We start from the raw sequence: 16,431 nt of genomic DNA, 5'->3' as shown, positions 1-16,431 counted from the left end.
GGGGAGCGGATATGCCGCAGTCGGTGTACATCCACATTCCCTTTTGCACCAACAAATGCTACTACTGTGACTTCAATTCGTTCGTCACCAACAACCCGCAGGTGATCTGGGACTACCTGGAGGCACTGGACAAGGAGATGGAGCGGACCTTTGCCCAGTGGCCGCCGGAGAAGGTCAAAACCATTTTCGTCGGCGGAGGTACGCCGACGTTTCTCGACCGCGACCAGATGAAGGTCTTTCTGGAAGCCGTGCGGAAGCATACGGAACGCTTCTGGACCGACGATCTGGAATTTACGATGGAGGCCAATCCCGGCACCACCGACGTGGAAAAGCTCAGGCTGATGCGCGGGCTGGGCGTCAACCGGCTCAGCTTCGGCGTGCAGTCGTTCGACAACGCGCTCTTGAAGCGGCTGGGCCGGATTCACGACGTGGACGACGTCTACCGCAGCATCGACAACGCGGTGGCCGTCGGCTTTTCCAACCTGACCATCGACCTGATGTTCGGGCTGCCGGACCAGACGGAAGAGATCTTCCGCCGCACGCTGGAAAAGGCGTTTGAACTGCCGACCACGCACTTTTCCGCCTACAGCCTGAAGGTGGAAGAAAACACGCTGTTCCACACGCTGTACCAGAAAGACCAGCTCCCGCTGCCCTCGGAGGAGGACGAGCTGGCGATGTACCTGATGTTGATCGAGGAAATGGAGGGACACGGCTACCGCCAGTACGAGATCAGCAACTTTGCCAAACCCGGCTATGAAAGCCGGCACAACTGCACCTATTGGCTCAACGATGAATATTATGGGTTGGGCGCGGGGGCGCACGGCTATGTAAACGGCGAACGGCACGTCAACGCCGGGCCGCTGGCCGTCTACATGCGCATGTGCCAGGAAGGGCTGCCCCGGGTGGAGCAGTTTGCCGTCTCCCGCGAGGACGCCATGGAGGAACAGATGATACTGGGGCTGCGGCTGCGCGACGGGGTGAACCTCGCCCGGTTTGCGGAGCGCTTTGGCGTCACGGCGGAGCAGGTGTTCGGACCGGTGATCGACGAAGAGGTGGCAAAAGGGATGCTGGAACGGGCGGACGGCCACGTGCGGCTGACCAAACGGGCCCTTCCGTTGGGAAACGAAGTGTTCGCCCGCTTCCTGCGCGACTAGCGGCAGGCTTGAGGGGACAGGGTGCTGGGAAAACATTGACAAAACCTTCGCATATTGATACCTTAGTAGATAGATTTAGCACTCGATGCGGTTGAGTGCTAACAACAGGGGGCGAAGACAGCATGTTATCGGAACGCCAACGACTGATTCTCAATGCGATTGTCGATAATTACATTCATTCCGCCGAACCCGTTGGCTCACGCACCATCTCCAAACGGGAGGACATCGGCTTCAGCTCCGCGACCATCCGCAACGAGATGGCCGATTTGGAAGAGCTGGGGTACCTGGAACAGCCGCATACATCGGCAGGGCGCGTGCCCTCCACGAAAGGGTACCGCTTCTACGTCGACAACCTGATAAAACCGCACATGTTGAGCGATCTGGAGTTGAGCAAACTGAAACAGCTGTTTGCCGAGCGGATTCATCACTTTGAGCAGGTGATCGATTACACCGCTCAAATTCTCTCGCACGTGACCAACTACACGGCCATCGTGCTGGGTCCGGAGATTTTCGAACAACGGCTGAAACACATTCAGATCGTTCCCCTGAATGAAACACAGGCGGTGGCCATCGTGGTCACGAACACCGGCCGCGTGGAAAACAAGCTGATTGACCTGCCGCAGGGCGTTCGCCCGCAGGAGATCGAGAAGCTGGTCAACCTGCTGAACAGCAAGCTGACCGACGTGCCGCTGTGGCAGCTTCGCCAGCGCCTGTATCAGGAAGTGGCGGGCGAGATGCGGCGCCATGTGGAGCAGTACGAAGAGATGCTGCAGATTCTGGAAGAGTCCCTCCAGCGGCAGGAAGGCGAACGCGTCTACCTCCGCGGTGCGACCAAGATCATGGATCAGCCGGAGTTCCGCGACGTGGACAAAGTGAAGGACATCCTGGAACTGCTGGAACAAAACGATCAACTGGTCCACTTGTTCGGACCTCCGACCGAGGGCATCACCGTGCGCATCGGACAGGAAAACCAGCTTGACGCGATGAAGGAATGCAGCATCATCACCACCTCGTATTACATCGGCGGCAAGCCGGTCGGGACGGTGGGGATTCTGGGGCCGACGCGGATGGAGTACAGCCGGGTGATCACCGTGCTCAACTATCTGGCGGAAGGTCTGTCGCGTATGCTGACATCGCAGTTTGAGAAATAGTAATGGAGTGAAAGGCTGACCCGGTGCAGCGGCAGCGGACAGTCTGGGGAGGTATCGAACGTTGAACGATGACAAACTGACGCAAGACCAGGCACAGGAAAAGGAAGCGGAAGCTGCAGCAGCCGAGCAGCAGGAGCAGCAGGAAACCGCCGGCCAGCAGCAGCAGGAGCCGGCGGCGGAGATCGACTGGCAGCAGGAAGCGGAACGCTGGAAGGCGCAGGCGGAAGAAAACCAGAACCGCATGCTGCGCGCCTTGGCCGACATGGAAAACCTCAGACGGCGGACGCGCAAGGAGCAGGAGGATCTGGCCAAGTACGCCTCGCTCAAGATCATCACGGAGCTTCTGCCCGTGCTCGACAACTTCGAACGGGCGCTGGCTGCCGACAAGGATTCGATGACCGTCGAATCCCTGCTCGAAGGCGTCAACATGGTGTACCGCCAGATGGTGCAGATCTTTGAACGGGAAGGCTTGACGCCGATCCAGGCGGCCGGCCAACCCTTTGATCCCAACGTGCACCAGGCGGTGATGCAGGCCGAAGACCCCGCGTACGAATCGGGCGTGGTCGTGGAAGAGCTGCAAAAGGGCTACCTCTTCAAGGATCGCGTCATCCGGCCTGCGATGGTCAAGGTAAACGCCTGACCGTTCTTATATGATTCCAGTTCGACAGAAGTGTAAGGAGGATATCCAGTATGAGTCGCGTTATCGGTATTGACTTGGGAACCACAAACTCTTGCGTAGCCGTAATGGAAGGCGGCGAACCGGTCGTCATCGCCAACGCGGAGGGCAACCGCACCACTCCGTCTGTCGTCGCGTTCAAAAACGGCGAGCGCATCGTCGGGGAAGCGGCCAAACGCCAAGCCATCACCAACCCGGACAACACTGTGATTTCCATTAAACGCCACATGGGGACCAACTACAAAGTAACCCTGGAAGGCAAGGAGTACACGCCGCAGGAAATTTCCGCGATGATTCTGCAAAAGCTGAAAGCCGACGCGGAAGCGTACCTGGGCGAACCGGTCACCAAAGCGGTGATTACCGTTCCGGCTTACTTTAACGACAGCCAGCGTCAAGCGACCAAGGACGCCGGCAAAATCGCCGGCCTGGAAGTGCTCCGCATCGTCAACGAGCCGACGGCGGCGGCGCTGGCGTACGGCATCGAAAAAACGGAAGACCAGACCGTGCTCGTCTACGACCTGGGCGGCGGTACCTTCGACGTCTCCATTCTGGAGCTGTCCGACGGTTTCTTTGAAGTAAAAGCCACTTCCGGCGACAACCGCCTGGGCGGTGACGACTTTGACCAGGTGATCATCGACTACCTGGTGAGCGAGTTTAAAAAGGAACACGGCATCGACCTGTCCCAGGACCGCATGGCGCTGCAGCGTTTGAAAGACGCCGCGGAAAAAGCGAAAAAAGACCTCTCCGGCGTGCTGACCACGACCATCTCGCTGCCGTTCATCACCGCGGACGCGACCGGTCCGAAGCACCTGGAGGTAAACCTGACCCGCGCCAAGTTTGAAGAGCTGTCCGCGCACCTGGTTGAGCGCACCATGGGGCCGACCCGCCAAGCGCTTGAAGATGCGGGACTGACGCCAAACGACATCGACCGCGTCATCCTCGTCGGCGGTTCCACGCGGATTCCGGCCGTACAGGAAGCGATCAAGAAATTTATCGGCAAAGAGCCGCACAAAGGGGTTAACCCGGACGAAGTGGTGGCGCTGGGCGCAGCCGTTCAGGCGGGCGTGCTGACCGGCGACGTGAAAGACGTCGTGCTGCTCGACGTAACCCCGCTGTCTCTGGGTATCGAAACGCTGGGCGGCGTGTTCACCAAGCTGATCGAGCGCAACACGACGATTCCGACCAGCAAGTCGCAGATCTTCTCCACGGCGGCCGACAACCAAACCTCCGTGGAAATCCACGTGCTGCAGGGCGAACGTCCGATGGCGGCCGACAACAAGACGCTGGGCCGCTTCACGCTGTCCGACATCCCGCCGGCACCGCGCGGCGTTCCGCAAATCGAGGTAACGTTTGACATCGACGCCAACGGGATCGTGAACGTCCGCGCCAAAGACCTCGGCACCGGCAAGGAGCAGCGCATCACCATCACCTCCAACTCCGGCCTGACGGACGAAGAGATCGAGCGCATGGTGAAAGAGGCGGAACTGAACGCCGAGGCGGACAGAAAGCGCAAGGAAGAAGTGGAGCTCCGCAACGAAGCGGATCAGCTCGTCTTCACGACCGAAAAGACCTTGAAAGAGGTGGAAGGCAAGGTCGACAAGGCGGAGATCGACAAGGCCAACGAAGCCAAGGACAAACTGAAAAAGGCGCTGGAAGGCGGCAAGATCGACGAGATCAAGACTGCCAAGGACGAACTGTCCCAGGTCATCCAACAAATCTCCGTGAAACTGTACGAACAGGCCGCGCAGGCCGCTCAGGCGGCACAAAACGCGGCTGGCCAAGGCGCATCCAGCGAGACGAAAAAGGACAACGTCGTCGATGCTGACTACGAGGTTGTCGACGACAAGAAGTAATCGAGCGTGAACGAAAAAAGTCAAAGTCACGGAATGCTGACTTTGACTTTTTTTCAAGTCAGTCACATGCTATGATAACAGTTGACTGTCATGGGAGTGATCGAGCAGATGAAACGGGATTACTACGAGGTGCTGGGTGTCTCCAGGGGAGCGGACGCCGACGAGATCAAGAAGGCGTACCGCAAGCTGGCGCGCCAGTACCACCCCGATGTCAACAAGGCGCCGGATGCGGAGGAGAAGTTCAAGGAAGTAAAAGAAGCGTACGACGTCCTCTCCGACCCGCAAAAGCGCGCCCAGTACGACCGCTTCGGCCATCAAGACCCCAACCAGGGCTTTGGCGGCGGGTTCGGCGGGTTTGACACGTCCAACATGGGCGGCTTCGGGGACATTTTTGACATGTTCTTTGGCGGCGGCAGACGGGCCAACCCGAATGCGCCGAGAAAAGGGGCGGATCTGCAGTTCGGGCTGTCCATTGAATTTACGGAAGCCGTCTTCGGCAAGGAGACCGACGTGGAGATTCCCAAGGAGGCGGAGTGCGACACCTGCCACGGCACGGGAGCGAAGCCGGGTTCCGGCGTGGAGACGTGCAAAACGTGCGGCGGCACCGGCCAGCAGGAAGTGGTGGCCAACACCCCGTTTGGCCGCATCGTGAACCGTCGCGTCTGCCCGACGTGCGAAGGCAAGGGCAAGGTGGTCAAGGAGAAGTGTACGTCCTGCCGCGGTACCGGCCGGATGAAGGTGCGCCGCAAAATTCACCTCAACATTCCGGCGGGCGTGGACGACGGTGCGCAGCTTCGCGTCGCGGGCGAAGGCGAACCGGGCGTAAACGGCGGCCCTCCCGGCGACCTGTACGTCGTGCTGCGGGTGAAGCCGCACGAGTTTTTTGAAAGGGAAGGCAATGATATCTACTGTGAAGTCCCGCTCACCTTTGCCCAGGCGGCGCTCGGGGACGAAATCGAAGTGCCGACGGTCGACGGTCGGGTCAAATTGAAGATTCCTGCCGGTACGCAGACGGAGACGTTCTTCCGGCTGCGCGGCAAAGGGGTGCCGTACCTGCGCGGAAGCGGCCGCGGCGACCAGCATGTGAAGGTGCGCGTCGTCACGCCGACCAAGCTGAACGAGCGGCAAAAGGAACTGCTTCGCGAATTCGCCTCCCTGTCCGGTGAGTCGGTAGGCGGGTACGGCGTGGAAGACGAGGGCTTTTTTGAAAAAATGAAGCGGGCGTTCCGCGGCGAGTAGCCGGGAATCGCGCCTGTCAGCGAGACTTTGGCAGGAAAAGAGCAGATTGGGGAGTTGGTAGTTCATGAAATGGTCGGAAATCAGTATCCACACGACAGCGGAGGCCGTGGAAGCGGTGTCCAACCTGCTATACGAGATGGGGGCCAACGGTGTCGTCATTGAAGACCCCGAGGTGCTGCATCGCGATTGGGATACGCCGTTTGGTGAAATCTACCAGCTCTCCCCGGATGATTTTCCGGCCGAGGGCGTATTCGTCAAGGCGTATCTGCCGATGGATTCGAGCCAGCTCGTCGACGTGCTGGATGAGCTGAAGGAGCAGCTCAGCCACCTGACCGATTACGGTCTCGACATCGGCAAAGGCACGATCGCCGTCAACGACGTGCACGAAGACGAGTGGGCCCACGCCTGGAAAAAGTATTACAAACCGGTCAGCGTGTCGGAGCGGATGACGATCAAACCGGTCTGGGAAGAATACGAGCCGAAACGGCCGGACGAGATCATCATCGAGATGGACCCGGGCATGGCCTTTGGCACCGGCACCCATCCGACGACGATCCTCTGCCTGCGCGCGTTGGAAAAGTACCTGCAGCCGGGCGACCGCGTCTACGACGTGGGGACGGGAACGGCCATCCTCAGCATCGCCGCCGTCAAGCTGGGCGCCGCGCACGTGCTGGCGATGGATCTGGACGAGGTGGCGGTCCGTTCCGCGCAGGCCAATACCGAACTGAACGGCGTCCACGAGCGGATCACCGTCCGGCAGAACAACCTGCTGGACGGAGTGGACGAGCAGGTCGACGTGGTGGTGGCCAACATTCTCGCGGAAGTGATCGTCCGCTTTACGGACGACGTGTACCGCGTGCTGAAACCGGGCGGGGTGTTCATCGCGTCCGGGATCATCGCCGCACGGGAAGCGGATGTGAAAGCGGCGATGGAGAAGTCGGGCCTTGCACTTGTGGAAACCATTTTCATCGATGACTGGGTAGCCATTGTGGCAAAAAAACGGTAGAATAGTGAGGTTGGCGAGATGCAAAGATACTTTGTCGAGCCACACCTCTTTTCCGAACAAGAGGTAACGATTGTCGGCGACGACGTTCATCATATCGTAAACGTGATGCGGGCCAAACCCGGCGAGGAAATCGTCGTGTGCGACGGGGCGGGCCGTTCGGCTGTCGCCCGGCTCGTCTCCCTGTCTGCGAAGGAAGTGACGGCCAGGATCGTCCGATTCCTGGACGAGCAGACGGAACTGCCGATTCGCATTACCATCGGCCAGGGACTGCCAAAGGGCGAGAAAATGGAGTGGATCCTGCAAAAGGGGACGGAAATGGGGGCGCATGCCTTTTTTCCGTTTACCTCCGAACGCACCATCGTCAAGCTGGACGCCAAAAAAGAGGCAAAGAAGCTGGAGCGCTGGCGCAAGATCGTCAAAGAGGCGGCGGAACAATCCCACCGAGCGGTGCTGCCGGAGATTCTGCCGCCTGCGTCATTTCGTCAAGCGATCGCGTCAGCCGCCGGTTACGCGCAGCGTGTGATCGCCTACGAAAAGGAAGGCGGCTCCACGCTTCATCAGGTGTTTGCCGCCATGAAGCCGGGAGAGTCGCTCTTCGTCCTGATCGGGCCGGAAGGGGGCTTTTCTCCGGACGAGGTGGCCCAGGCAGAGTCGATGGGCTTTCAGTCCGTTTCGCTCGGTCCGCGCATCCTGCGCACGGAGACGGCCAGCCAGTACGTGCTGGCCGCCGCATCCTACCAGTTTGAACGCCTGGACCCGTAGAGCGTTTCGATGCGCCAAACGGTCTACTTACAGAAAGGAGGAAGCGCCATGTCTACGGTTGCTTTCCATACATTGGGCTGCAAAGTGAACAGTTATGAGACGGAAGCGATCTGGCAGCTGTTCAAGGCCAACGGCTACGAGCGGGTGGACTTCGAACAGGACGGCGCCGACGTCTACGTCATCAATACGTGCACGGTGACCAACACCGGAGACAAGAAGAGCCGTCAGGTCATTCGCCGGGCCATTCGCCGCAATCCTGACGCGATTGTCGCCGTGACCGGTTGCTACGCGCAAACCTCCCCCGGAGAAATCGCGCAAATCCCGGGTGTGGATATCATCGTCGGTACCCAGGGCCGCGAGAAGCTGATCGAATACGTGGAGCAAATCCGCCGGGAGCGCCAACCGATCAACGCGGTCACCAACATCATGAAGGCGCGCGAGTTTGAAGAACTGGAGGTACCGTCGTTTACGGACCGCACACGTGCGTCCCTGAAGATCCAGGAGGGCTGCAACAACTTCTGCACCTTCTGCATCATCCCGTGGGCACGCGGCCTGATGCGCTCCCGCAAACCGGAGAGCGTTCTCGAGCAGGCACGGAAACTGGTCGATGCCGGGTATCTGGAGATCGTGCTGACCGGTATCCACACCGGCGGCTACGGCGAGGATCTGGAGAATTACAACCTGGCCAAGCTGCTCGTGGACCTGCATCAGGTGGAGGGACTGAAGCGGATTCGCATCAGCTCCATCGAAGCCAGCCAGATTACCGACGAAGTGATTGACGTGATCAACAACTCGGACCGCGTCTGCCGCCATCTGCACGTGCCGCTGCAGGCGGGCGACGACGAGGTGCTGAAGCGGATGCGCCGCAAGTACACCACGGCGGAATTCTACGAGAAGATGGTGAAAGTGCGCGAAGCTCTGCCAGGCGTGGCCCTGACCACCGACGTGATCGTCGGCTTCCCGGGCGAAACGGAAGAGCAGTTCCAAAACACCTACGATTTCATCAAAAAAGTGGGGTTTGCCGAACTGCACGTGTTCCCGTACTCCATGCGCACCGGTACCCCGGCCGCCCGCATGCCGGATCAGATTCCGGAAGACGTGAAACACGAGCGGGTCGCCCGGCTGCTGGAGCTGAACCAGCAGTTGACCCTGGCGTACGCCCAGCAGTTCGTCGGCGACGTGCTGGAAGTGATTCCCGAACGTCCGTACAAGGAAGACCCGTCCAGCGGCATGCTGATGGGGTATTCCGACAACTACCTGAACGTGGTTTTCCCAGGGGATGAGTCGATGATCGGCAAAATCTGCAAGGTCCGGCTGGACGAACCCGGCTCCGAATACTGCAAAGGCACGTTTGTCCGCGTGCTGGACAATGTGCGTCCTGTGCTGCTTGAGGGACGGGCGATATGAAAGAGGTATCGGCGGGAGGCGTCGTCTACCGCTTTCACGACCAGGATTTGCTGATTTTGCTGATTGAAGACCGTTACGGCAAGGTGACGCTGGCCAAGGGAAAACAGGAACGGGGCGAGACCATCGAGGAAACGGCACTCCGGGAAGTGCTGGAAGAGACGGGAATCCGCGGGGTGTTGGGAGAAAAGCTGGACACCATTTATTACGACTACCATCACCCGGTAACCGGAGAAGTGGTCAACAAGGAAGTCCACTATTTTCTGGTGGAGGCATACACCACGGAAATTACCGTGCAGGTGGAGGAGATCAACGACGTCCACTGGCACACGCCGCTGGAAGCGTGGGCTCTCCAGCAGGAACGGGGTTACCGCAACAATGACAACGTCCTGCGCAAGGCGTTGCAACATTTCGGGATCGAGGTGTAAAAGAATGAACCTGAACAAGTACATTGACCATACCCTGCTGAAGCCGGAAACGACGGCGGCGATGATCGACAAGCTGTGCGCAGAAGCAAAAGAACACAACTTTGCCTCCGTCTGCGTCAACCCGTTCTGGGTGAAGCGCTGCGCCGAGCTGCTGAAAGGCACCGACGTAAAGGTGTGCACCGTCATCGGGTTCCCGCTGGGAGCCAGCACCCCGGCGGTAAAAGCGGCGGAAACCCGCGACGCGATTGCCAACGGCGCAACGGAAGTGGACATGGTGCTCAACATCGGCGCGCTGAAATCCGGCGATCTGGACCTGGTGAAAGCGGATGTGAAAGCCGTCAAAGAAGCGGCCGGCAGCGTTCTGGTCAAAGTGATTCTGGAAACGGGCCTGTTGACGGACGAAGAAAAAGTGACCGCCTGCAAGCTGTGTGTGGAAGCAGGCGCCGATTACGTCAAAACCTCCACCGGCTTCGGACATGGCGGTGCCACCGTGGAAGATGTCGCCCTGATGCGCAAAACGGTGGGGCCGAACGTTGGCGTAAAAGCCTCCGGCGGTGTGCGCGACCGCGCCGCGGCCCTGGCCATGATCGAAGCGGGAGCGAGCCGCATCGGCACCAGCTCCGGCGTCGCGATCGTGACGGGCGCAAACGAGGGCGGAAGCGGTTACTGACACGTAGGAAAGCCTGACCGTATGAGTGGTCGGGCTTTTTTCTGCAGGTGGGTCAGACCGCTGCCCTGCAGCGTTTGACGAGGCTGCCTGAAGAGCGCACCAGGTCAGGAAAGACCCGCCTGGCTGATCCGGGCGTGACCATACGGAGAAAGACCGGGAGAGAGGAGCGCATCGCATGAAAACCATCAAGGGCATGTTGATTCTGCTTGCCTTTTTTGGAGCGGGTACGCTGGCCAACAAATGGCTTCACGTCCCGCTGCCGGGCAACTTGCTGGGCATGCTGCTGCTGACGCTGGGGCTGTGCACGGGAATGGTCAAGATGGATTGGGTCGAGTGTGCCAGCAATCTGCTGCTCCGGCACATGATGCTGTTTTTTGTACCGATTCTGGTAGGGGTGGCGTCGTATCTCAAGTGGATCGCCGGCGACCCGTGGCCGATCGTCTTGTCGCTCGTGCTGGGACCGCTCGTGGTGATGCTGGTGTCGGGCCGGGTCGTCCAGTGGTATCTGAACCGGCACAAGCAAAAAGCGGAGCATCGCCCGCTGGAAGGGAGGGCGCTCGATGCTTGACCAACTGCTCGCTGTCGCGGTGACGCTGGTGGGATACAAGGCGGCGGTACTGGTGGTAGACCGCTTTCCCCGCCTGCAGCCGCTGGTCGTGGCGACGATCTGTGTCTGGCTCGTCTGGTGGCTGATCGGTGGCGACTGGGAAGCGTACCGCGCCGGCGGGGAATGGATCTCGTTCTGGCTGGGACCGGCCACTGTCGCGCTGGCCGTTCCCCTCGCCAAGCAGGTGAAGGAATTTGTCCATATCTGGCGCGGCGTCCTGCTGGGCGTGGCGGCGGGCTGCGCCGTCGCGATCCTGACGGTCCGGCTGGTGGGATGGCTGCTGGGCACGGATCAGACGCTGGTGAACAGCATGATGGCCAAATCGGTGACCACGCCGATCGCCGTGGAACTGACCCGCAGCATCGGCGGCATTCCGGCGCTGGGGGCCTTGTTTACCGTCTTGACGGGAATCGTCGGCATCACCATCGCCCGTCCGCTCCTTCCCTGGGCCGGGATCAGGGACGATTGGGCGATCGGGATCGCCGTCGGCACCAGCTCCCATGCGGTCGGCACGGCCAACCTGAACCGCGTGTCGCCGGTGCAGACGGCGGCGTCCAGCGTGGCGATGATTCTGGCCGGTGTGGTGACGTCGCTGTACCTGATTCCGTTTTCGCTGTAGACGGGGTTACCGGCGCCGCTTTCGGTCCGGCACCAGCCACTGGACGGCGGCGGCGATCTGCCGGGTAAACGGCAGGGCGGCCAGGGAACACCCCACATTGAAAAGGGTCTGGGCGTGGGCGATCTGCATCGACGGGCTGTCCGTTAAAAAGCTGCTGACCAGGGCAAGCTGTGGAAGAAACGGCAGAAATGCAAGAGCGCCGGCCAGGTTGAACAGCGTGTGGCACCAGGCGACCTGGCGGGAGGCCGCATTGGTTCCGATGCTGGCGATGATGGCGGTAAAGCAGGTGCCGATGTTGGCCCCGAGCACGATCGCCAGCGCGGTCTCCATCGAGAGCACCTGGTGGCTCATCAGTCCCATGGTGATGGCGGTCGTCGCCGAACTGCTGTGGATGAGCGCGGTAAACACCAATCCGGTGATCAGGCCGATCCAGACGGAATGGCGGCTTTCCAGAAACAGCGAACGAAACGCGTCCGACTGTTCCAGCGGTTTGGCCATCACCTGCAGGGTGTCGATCCCGAGAAAGATCAGGCCGAACCCGGCCACCACCAGCCCGATGCAGCGGGTCAGACGGCGCGGCATCAGCCACAAGGCGACGCCGACCAGGAGCATGGGCACGGCGAACGACTCCAGCCGAAGCGCCATCAGTTCGGTCGTGACCGTCGTCCCCACGTTGGTGCCGAGAATGATCCCCACCGTCCGGGAAAAGCTGATCATGCCCGCATGTGTGAGCCCGATGGTGAGCACGGTGACGGCGCTGGAGCTCTGCAGCACAAAGGTGGTCAAAAGTCCCACCCAAAAGCTGTGGACCGGCGTGCGCGTGAAGCGTCCCAGCCAGTCCGCCATTTTCTTTCCGGCGAGGTTTTGAAAACCGGTGCGCATGGCATACATACCCAACAGAAAAAAACTGAGTCCACACGTAAAGGGAGCGAGGATGGCAAACACGGAGCGATCCTCCTTACCAACAATGAGAACGCCCCCGCGCGGCCTTCGCGAGCGCCGCCCGAGCGGGTAAACCCCGCCGGCAGCCGGGAGGGTTCGAATTACTATACGCTATGCCTGTACCAAGACGAGCATGACAAGGAGGAACCGACAACATTGGCACGAGTGATTCTGCACAAGCACCGAAAAAAGCGGCTGGAAGCGGGCCATCCGTGGATTTTTCAGTCGGAAGTAAAAGAGATTCAGGGAGAGTTCGAGCCGGGCGACATCGTCGAGGTGACCAACCACCAGGGACACTTCCTCGCCAAAGGCTACATCAATCCCGCTTCGCAAATCATCGTGCGGGTCCTGACCTACAACCCGGACGAAGCGATCGACTACGCCTTTTTCCTCCGCCGCATCCGCGAAGCCGCCGCGTTTCGCACCCGGTTCGTCGACAATCCGCGGGCCTGCCGCGTCGTGTACGGAGAGGCGGACTTCCTGCCCGGACTGATCGTGGACCGGTACGAAGACGTGCTGGTGGCGCAAATTCTCTCGCTCGGGATGGACGTGCGGCGCGACTGGATTCGGGACGCGCTGGTGGAAGTGTTTCAGCCGCAGGGCATCTACCTGCGCAACGACGTCCCCGTGCGCGAGCTGGAGGGGCTGGAGCAGGGCAAGGAAGCGCTGTACGGCGAATGTCCGCGGGAAGTGACGATTGAGGAAAACGGCCTGAAATACATCGTGGATATCGTCGAAGGGCAAAAAACCGGCTTCTTCTACGACCAGCGGGAAAACCGGGCGGCCATCGCTCCGCTGATGAAAGGCTGGGGAGAAAAGCACGGCATCACCCTGAAAGCGGTGGACGTCGACGGCGAGCAGAAGATCGTCCCCGTAGACCAGCGAGGCAAGGTGATCAAAAATCCGTTCTGGGACGGCGCAGAGGTGCTGGAGTGCTTCACCCATACCGGGTCGTTTACGCTGAACGCCTGCAAGCACGGCGCGAAAAAGGTGACGGCGCTTGACATCTCCGAGCACGCCATCGAGACGGCCAAGCGAAACATCACGCTGAACGGCTTTTTGCACCGCGTCGAATTCGTCGTCGCCAACGCGTTTGACTACCTGCGCGAGTGCGTCGACGCCGGCCGCCTGTGGGACGTGGTCATCCTCGATCCGCCGGCGTTTGCCAAATCGCGCGCGGCGGTGAAGAGCGCCTGCCGCGGCTACAAGGACATCAACCTGAACGGGATGAAGCTGGTGCGGTCCGGCGGGTATCTGGTGACGGCCTCCTGCTCCTACCACATGTCTCCCGAGCTTTTCCTGGAGACGATCCAGGACGCGGCGATGGATGCCCGCAAGATCCTGCGGCTGATCGAGTGGCGGGGGGCAGGCAAGGACCACCCGCAGATCAGCGGGGCGGACGAGTCCCATTACCTCAAGTTTGCCATTTTTGAAGTAAGGGATCGGCGGTAAACATCCGCTGCCAGGCGCGGCGGACAAAAAACGAGCGGCATGTCGCAGCAGCGCGGCATGCCGCCTTTTTGCGCCGTTCTTCCGTCGGGCAGCAGGGGAAACATGCTTCTCTGGCTGCTGCGGAACGGGTCATCCGCATACAGTAATGGCAGTTGCTGGAACGAATCGGCACTGGTAAAATGAAAGCGCTTCCCAGAAAGAAAGGGAAGGAAGAAGAGGAGGGATTGAGAGATGAGCATGTCATGGTCGCGTCTTGTGCTTGCGGCGGCGCTGATGGTTCCGCTGGTCCCGGCCGGCCTGTCATCCGCCGGAGCGGCCTCGGAACCTGTCGTACCGGGCGCGCATGGCGTGACGGTCACCCGCTTTGACGGCCAGGCGGGAAACTGGCTGACCACGCGCAACCCGCAGCAGTACGCGGCGGCTGTCCAATTCGGCAATCTGGGGCTGGTCCCGGCCGCGTGGGGCGGTTGGGAAACGATGTACGATCCGGCCGAAGTGACGGGCACACAGGTAAACGGCGCGTTTGACGACGCGCAATTCGTCATTCGCGTGCCGGATGAGTGGAACGGCAAGCTGGTCGTGTCCGGCATCCCGGCCACTCGCAACGAGACGGCCACCGATCTGTTGTTCAGCGATTACGTGCTGGAAAAAGGCTACGCCTTTGCGGCCATTGACAAAGGGACGCAGGGAGAAAGCGATCCCGCCGACCCGCTGGCCAAAGCAAAAAACGCCCTGGCGTCGGAGGAAGACTCGGTGGCCGAGTGGCATGTCCGCTTCCGGCAGATGACAAAGGCGGCGCAAGCGTACCTGGCGGCGCATCATCGAGACCGGCTGATCGATCCCTCCGACAGTGCCCCCGCCGCCCGGCTGGTCTCGAAACAGCATCCGATCCCCACGTACGCCATCGGCATTTCCAACGGCGGGTACGTGGTCCGGTACGCCTTGGAACACGATGATCCGAATCAGACCAAAGAGCCGCGGCTGTACGACGGCGGCGTCGATTGGGAAGGGGTGCTGTGGCGCGCCGACAGGCCCAACCTGATTACCACGCTGACCGACGTCGTCAACCACGCGGAAGCGGCCATCTACGGCCAGGGCAACGAGCGGGAGCGCGCCCGCGCGGCCCTGTACCGGGCCGGTGTGCCCAAAGGCTCGGAGAAGCTGTGGGCCTATTACGACCAGATCTACTGGTTCCTTTCCCTCAACATCTACCGGGACGAGTTTGACCCGCACGCGCCGAAGCGCTTGCAGTGGCCGGACTACCTGCGGTTCAACGCCGACGGCACCCGCGACCGTTCGCTGGACGGCATCTTCCGCACCTACGATTTCACCAAGCGGCCGAAAAAGGTGAAAGAAGCGGTGGAGGCAATCGAGAATACGGGCAGGATTGACGTGCCGCTGATCTCCGTGTTCGGCACCTGGGACGCCCTGATCTTCCCCGAGGTACATGGGAACGCCTACCGGCGGTTGATCAAAGCGGCGGGACGGGAAAACCTGCACCGGCTCTACCTGGTGGAAAAGGGCAATCATGTCGACGGCCTGGTCTGGAGCGCATCGGACCCGGACAAGGAACTGCAGCCGCTGTTACCGTACGTCCATCAATGTTTTGACCTGCTTGTCCGCTGGGTGGAAGAGGGCAGGCAGCCGCCCGACAGCGGGACGATTTCTGCACCGCGCGATCCCCTGCGGGTGAAGGACATCCGGACGGGGGAAGAGATCGACCCGTACTGACACGCTGAGCGGACATATGCGTCCGCTTCTTTTTTTGTATCGACAAAAAAACGGCCCGCTGCCCGGCGGGTCGAAAACGCTGCGTTCAGGCAAACTGTTTGTCGGACAGGACGCGGCGTACCAGTTCCAGGGCTCGTTTAATGCCTAACTCTTTGCCGAGCAGCACCTGCCCTTCAGCCGAACTGGCCGCCCTGACCTGGCCCAATGCGTCCAGTTCGTGCGACAGCAGGTGTTCGAGGATGTAGAGGCGCACCTGACCGATCTCCCGTTCGCTCTGCCGGTCCCGTTCCTGGTACTTGACCAGCGCCAGACTTTCTTCCACGTACTTGTCGATGTCGTTTTCCAAAAAGTGAGAAGCTGTGCAGATGATGTCGCGGTACTCGTCCGTTTGGGAGGGGATGGCGCGCAGTGCGTGTCCGAGGTGGGCGAGCAGAAACTTGTGGAGCACGACGCTGTTGTGCGTGTAGGCGTTGTGCAACAGGGAGTACTCGCCCAGAAACGTCCCGGTCTCCTTGTCGTAGCGGTGCAGGAGCGTGTAGGACGAACAGTACGTACAGAAGAGCAGATAGTCTCTCATGGACATTCCCCCTGCGTCGAAAAAAATCTTCTGTGACGTTTTTCATAGGATATGTGGGTCGGCGGCTGCTTGTGATTCTCCTGTCCCCTTGTATTTGCGAAAGGGATTGTGTATGCTGAATGGGGTATTGCGCCCGGCGGCACACGAAAGGCGGGCGTTT

At 60.5% G+C, this 16,431-nt stretch carries 16 protein-coding genes; 14 read left to right on the top strand and 2 right to left on the bottom strand.

From position 1 onward, the window contains the following. Positions 1–11: 11 nt before the first annotated feature. The 12 genes from hemW to M516_RS0100210 all read left to right on the top strand — a co-directional run bounded on the left by hemW (position 12) and on the right by M516_RS0100210 (position 11,569). Entirely contained in the window at positions 12–1,154 is a 1,143-nt protein-coding gene (gene hemW, locus M516_RS0100265; protein WP_029097322.1) for a radical SAM family heme chaperone HemW, read from the top strand. A 122-nt stretch (positions 1,155–1,276) separates the two neighbouring features. Beyond that, positions 1,277–2,305: a heat-inducible transcriptional repressor HrcA gene (hrcA, locus tag M516_RS0100260; RefSeq protein ID WP_029097321.1), complete on the top strand. Its 1,029-nt coding sequence runs from the start codon at positions 1,277–1,279 to the stop codon at positions 2,303–2,305. Positions 2,306–2,366: 61 nt separating this feature from the next. Then, on the top strand, positions 2,367–2,945 hold the full coding sequence (grpE, locus tag M516_RS0100255; protein ID WP_029097320.1) for a nucleotide exchange factor GrpE: 579 nt from the start codon (positions 2,367–2,369) through the stop codon (positions 2,943–2,945). A 50-nt stretch (positions 2,946–2,995) separates the two neighbouring features. After that, entirely contained in the window at positions 2,996–4,834 is a 1,839-nt protein-coding gene (gene dnaK / locus M516_RS0100250) for a molecular chaperone DnaK (protein WP_029097319.1), read from the top strand. Between the two features lie 108 nt (positions 4,835–4,942). Then, positions 4,943–6,073: a molecular chaperone DnaJ gene (gene dnaJ / locus M516_RS0100245; protein ID WP_029097318.1), complete on the top strand. Its 1,131-nt coding sequence runs from the start codon at positions 4,943–4,945 to the stop codon at positions 6,071–6,073. A gap of 64 nt (positions 6,074–6,137) precedes the next feature. Further along, the gene (gene prmA, locus M516_RS0100240; protein WP_029097317.1) at positions 6,138–7,079 is read left to right on the top strand and encodes a 50S ribosomal protein L11 methyltransferase; all 942 of its coding nucleotides are present in this window, start codon (positions 6,138–6,140) and stop codon (positions 7,077–7,079) included. A gap of 18 nt (positions 7,080–7,097) precedes the next feature. Further along, complete coding sequence (locus tag M516_RS0100235) at positions 7,098–7,841, top strand: 16S rRNA (uracil(1498)-N(3))-methyltransferase (protein ID WP_029097316.1); 744 nt, start codon at positions 7,098–7,100, stop codon at positions 7,839–7,841. 48 nt (positions 7,842–7,889) lie between these two features. Next, the gene (gene mtaB / locus M516_RS0100230; RefSeq protein ID WP_029097315.1) at positions 7,890–9,248 is read left to right on the top strand and encodes a tRNA (N(6)-L-threonylcarbamoyladenosine(37)-C(2))-methylthiotransferase MtaB; all 1,359 of its coding nucleotides are present in this window, start codon (positions 7,890–7,892) and stop codon (positions 9,246–9,248) included. Continuing rightward, on the top strand, positions 9,245–9,673 hold the full coding sequence (locus M516_RS0100225; RefSeq protein ID WP_029097314.1) for an NUDIX hydrolase: 429 nt from the start codon (positions 9,245–9,247) through the stop codon (positions 9,671–9,673). The genes mtaB and M516_RS0100225 overlap by 4 nt, the downstream gene beginning before the upstream one ends. A gap of 4 nt (positions 9,674–9,677) precedes the next feature. Continuing rightward, positions 9,678–10,343, top strand: a complete 666-nt coding sequence (gene deoC / locus M516_RS0100220; protein WP_029097313.1) for a deoxyribose-phosphate aldolase — start codon at positions 9,678–9,680, stop codon at positions 10,341–10,343. A gap of 175 nt (positions 10,344–10,518) precedes the next feature. Further along, positions 10,519–10,911, top strand: coding sequence for a CidA/LrgA family protein (locus M516_RS0100215; protein ID WP_029097312.1), 393 nt, complete (start codon positions 10,519–10,521; stop codon positions 10,909–10,911). Continuing rightward, complete coding sequence (locus tag M516_RS0100210) at positions 10,904–11,569, top strand: LrgB family protein (RefSeq protein ID WP_029097311.1); 666 nt, start codon at positions 10,904–10,906, stop codon at positions 11,567–11,569. Before M516_RS0100215 ends, M516_RS0100210 begins: the two co-directional genes overlap by 8 nt. Positions 11,570–11,575: 6 nt before the next feature. On the opposite strand, the gene M516_RS0100205 is transcribed toward M516_RS0100210, so the two are convergent. Then, a complete protein-coding gene (locus M516_RS0100205) occupies positions 11,576–12,514 on the bottom strand; it encodes a Na/Pi cotransporter family protein (protein WP_029097310.1) in 939 nt (312 codons plus the stop codon). 153 nt (positions 12,515–12,667) lie between these two features. Here M516_RS0100205 and M516_RS0100200 point away from each other — a divergent pair, with 153 nt between their 5' ends. Continuing rightward, positions 12,668–13,963: a class I SAM-dependent rRNA methyltransferase gene (locus tag M516_RS0100200; protein WP_029097309.1), complete on the top strand. Its 1,296-nt coding sequence runs from the start codon at positions 12,668–12,670 to the stop codon at positions 13,961–13,963. Between the two features lie 237 nt (positions 13,964–14,200). Continuing rightward, a complete protein-coding gene (locus M516_RS0100195) occupies positions 14,201–15,694 on the top strand; it encodes an alpha/beta hydrolase (protein WP_420796310.1) in 1,494 nt (497 codons plus the stop codon). 85 nt (positions 15,695–15,779) lie between these two features. On the opposite strand, the gene M516_RS0100190 is transcribed toward M516_RS0100195, so the two are convergent. Beyond that, positions 15,780–16,271 carry a hypothetical protein gene (locus tag M516_RS0100190; RefSeq protein ID WP_029097307.1) on the bottom strand — a complete coding sequence of 164 codons (492 nt, stop codon included), beginning with the start codon at positions 16,269–16,271 and terminating at the stop codon, positions 15,780–15,782. Positions 16,272–16,431: the final 160 nt, after the last annotated feature.

This window comes from Brevibacillus thermoruber 423, from assembly GCF_000454065.1.
Classification (GTDB): Bacteria; Bacillota; Bacilli; order Brevibacillales; family Brevibacillaceae; genus Brevibacillus; species Brevibacillus thermoruber.
Note: the sequence above shows the minus strand (reverse complement) of the source record. Positions and strands in the feature narration are given on the sequence as shown.

Bases quoted from the DNA above. Each gene is read 5' to 3' on its own strand.
- hemW (WP_029097322.1), top strand. From the start codon at position 12: ATGCCGCAGTCGGTGTACATCCACATTCCCTTTTGCACCAACAAATGC.
- hrcA (WP_029097321.1), top strand. From the start codon at position 1,277: ATGTTATCGGAACGCCAACGACTGATTCTCAATGCGATTGTCGATAAT.
- dnaK (WP_029097319.1), top strand. From the start codon at position 2,996: ATGAGTCGCGTTATCGGTATTGACTTGGGAACCACAAACTCTTGCGTA.
- dnaJ (WP_029097318.1), top strand. From the start codon at position 4,943: ATGAAACGGGATTACTACGAGGTGCTGGGTGTCTCCAGGGGAGCGGAC.
- prmA (WP_029097317.1), top strand. From the start codon at position 6,138: ATGAAATGGTCGGAAATCAGTATCCACACGACAGCGGAGGCCGTGGAA.
- M516_RS0100235 (WP_029097316.1), top strand. From the start codon at position 7,098: ATGCAAAGATACTTTGTCGAGCCACACCTCTTTTCCGAACAAGAGGTA.
- mtaB (WP_029097315.1), top strand. From the start codon at position 7,890: ATGTCTACGGTTGCTTTCCATACATTGGGCTGCAAAGTGAACAGTTAT.
- M516_RS0100225 (WP_029097314.1), top strand. From the start codon at position 9,245: ATGAAAGAGGTATCGGCGGGAGGCGTCGTCTACCGCTTTCACGACCAG.
- deoC (WP_029097313.1), top strand. From the start codon at position 9,678: ATGAACCTGAACAAGTACATTGACCATACCCTGCTGAAGCCGGAAACG.
- M516_RS0100215 (WP_029097312.1), top strand. From the start codon at position 10,519: ATGAAAACCATCAAGGGCATGTTGATTCTGCTTGCCTTTTTTGGAGCG.
- M516_RS0100210 (WP_029097311.1), top strand. From the start codon at position 10,904: ATGCTTGACCAACTGCTCGCTGTCGCGGTGACGCTGGTGGGATACAAG.
- M516_RS0100195 (WP_420796310.1), top strand. From the start codon at position 14,201: ATGTCATGGTCGCGTCTTGTGCTTGCGGCGGCGCTGATGGTTCCGCTG.
- M516_RS0100190 (WP_029097307.1), bottom strand. From the start codon at position 16,271: ATGAGAGACTATCTGCTCTTCTGTACGTACTGTTCGTCCTACACGCTC.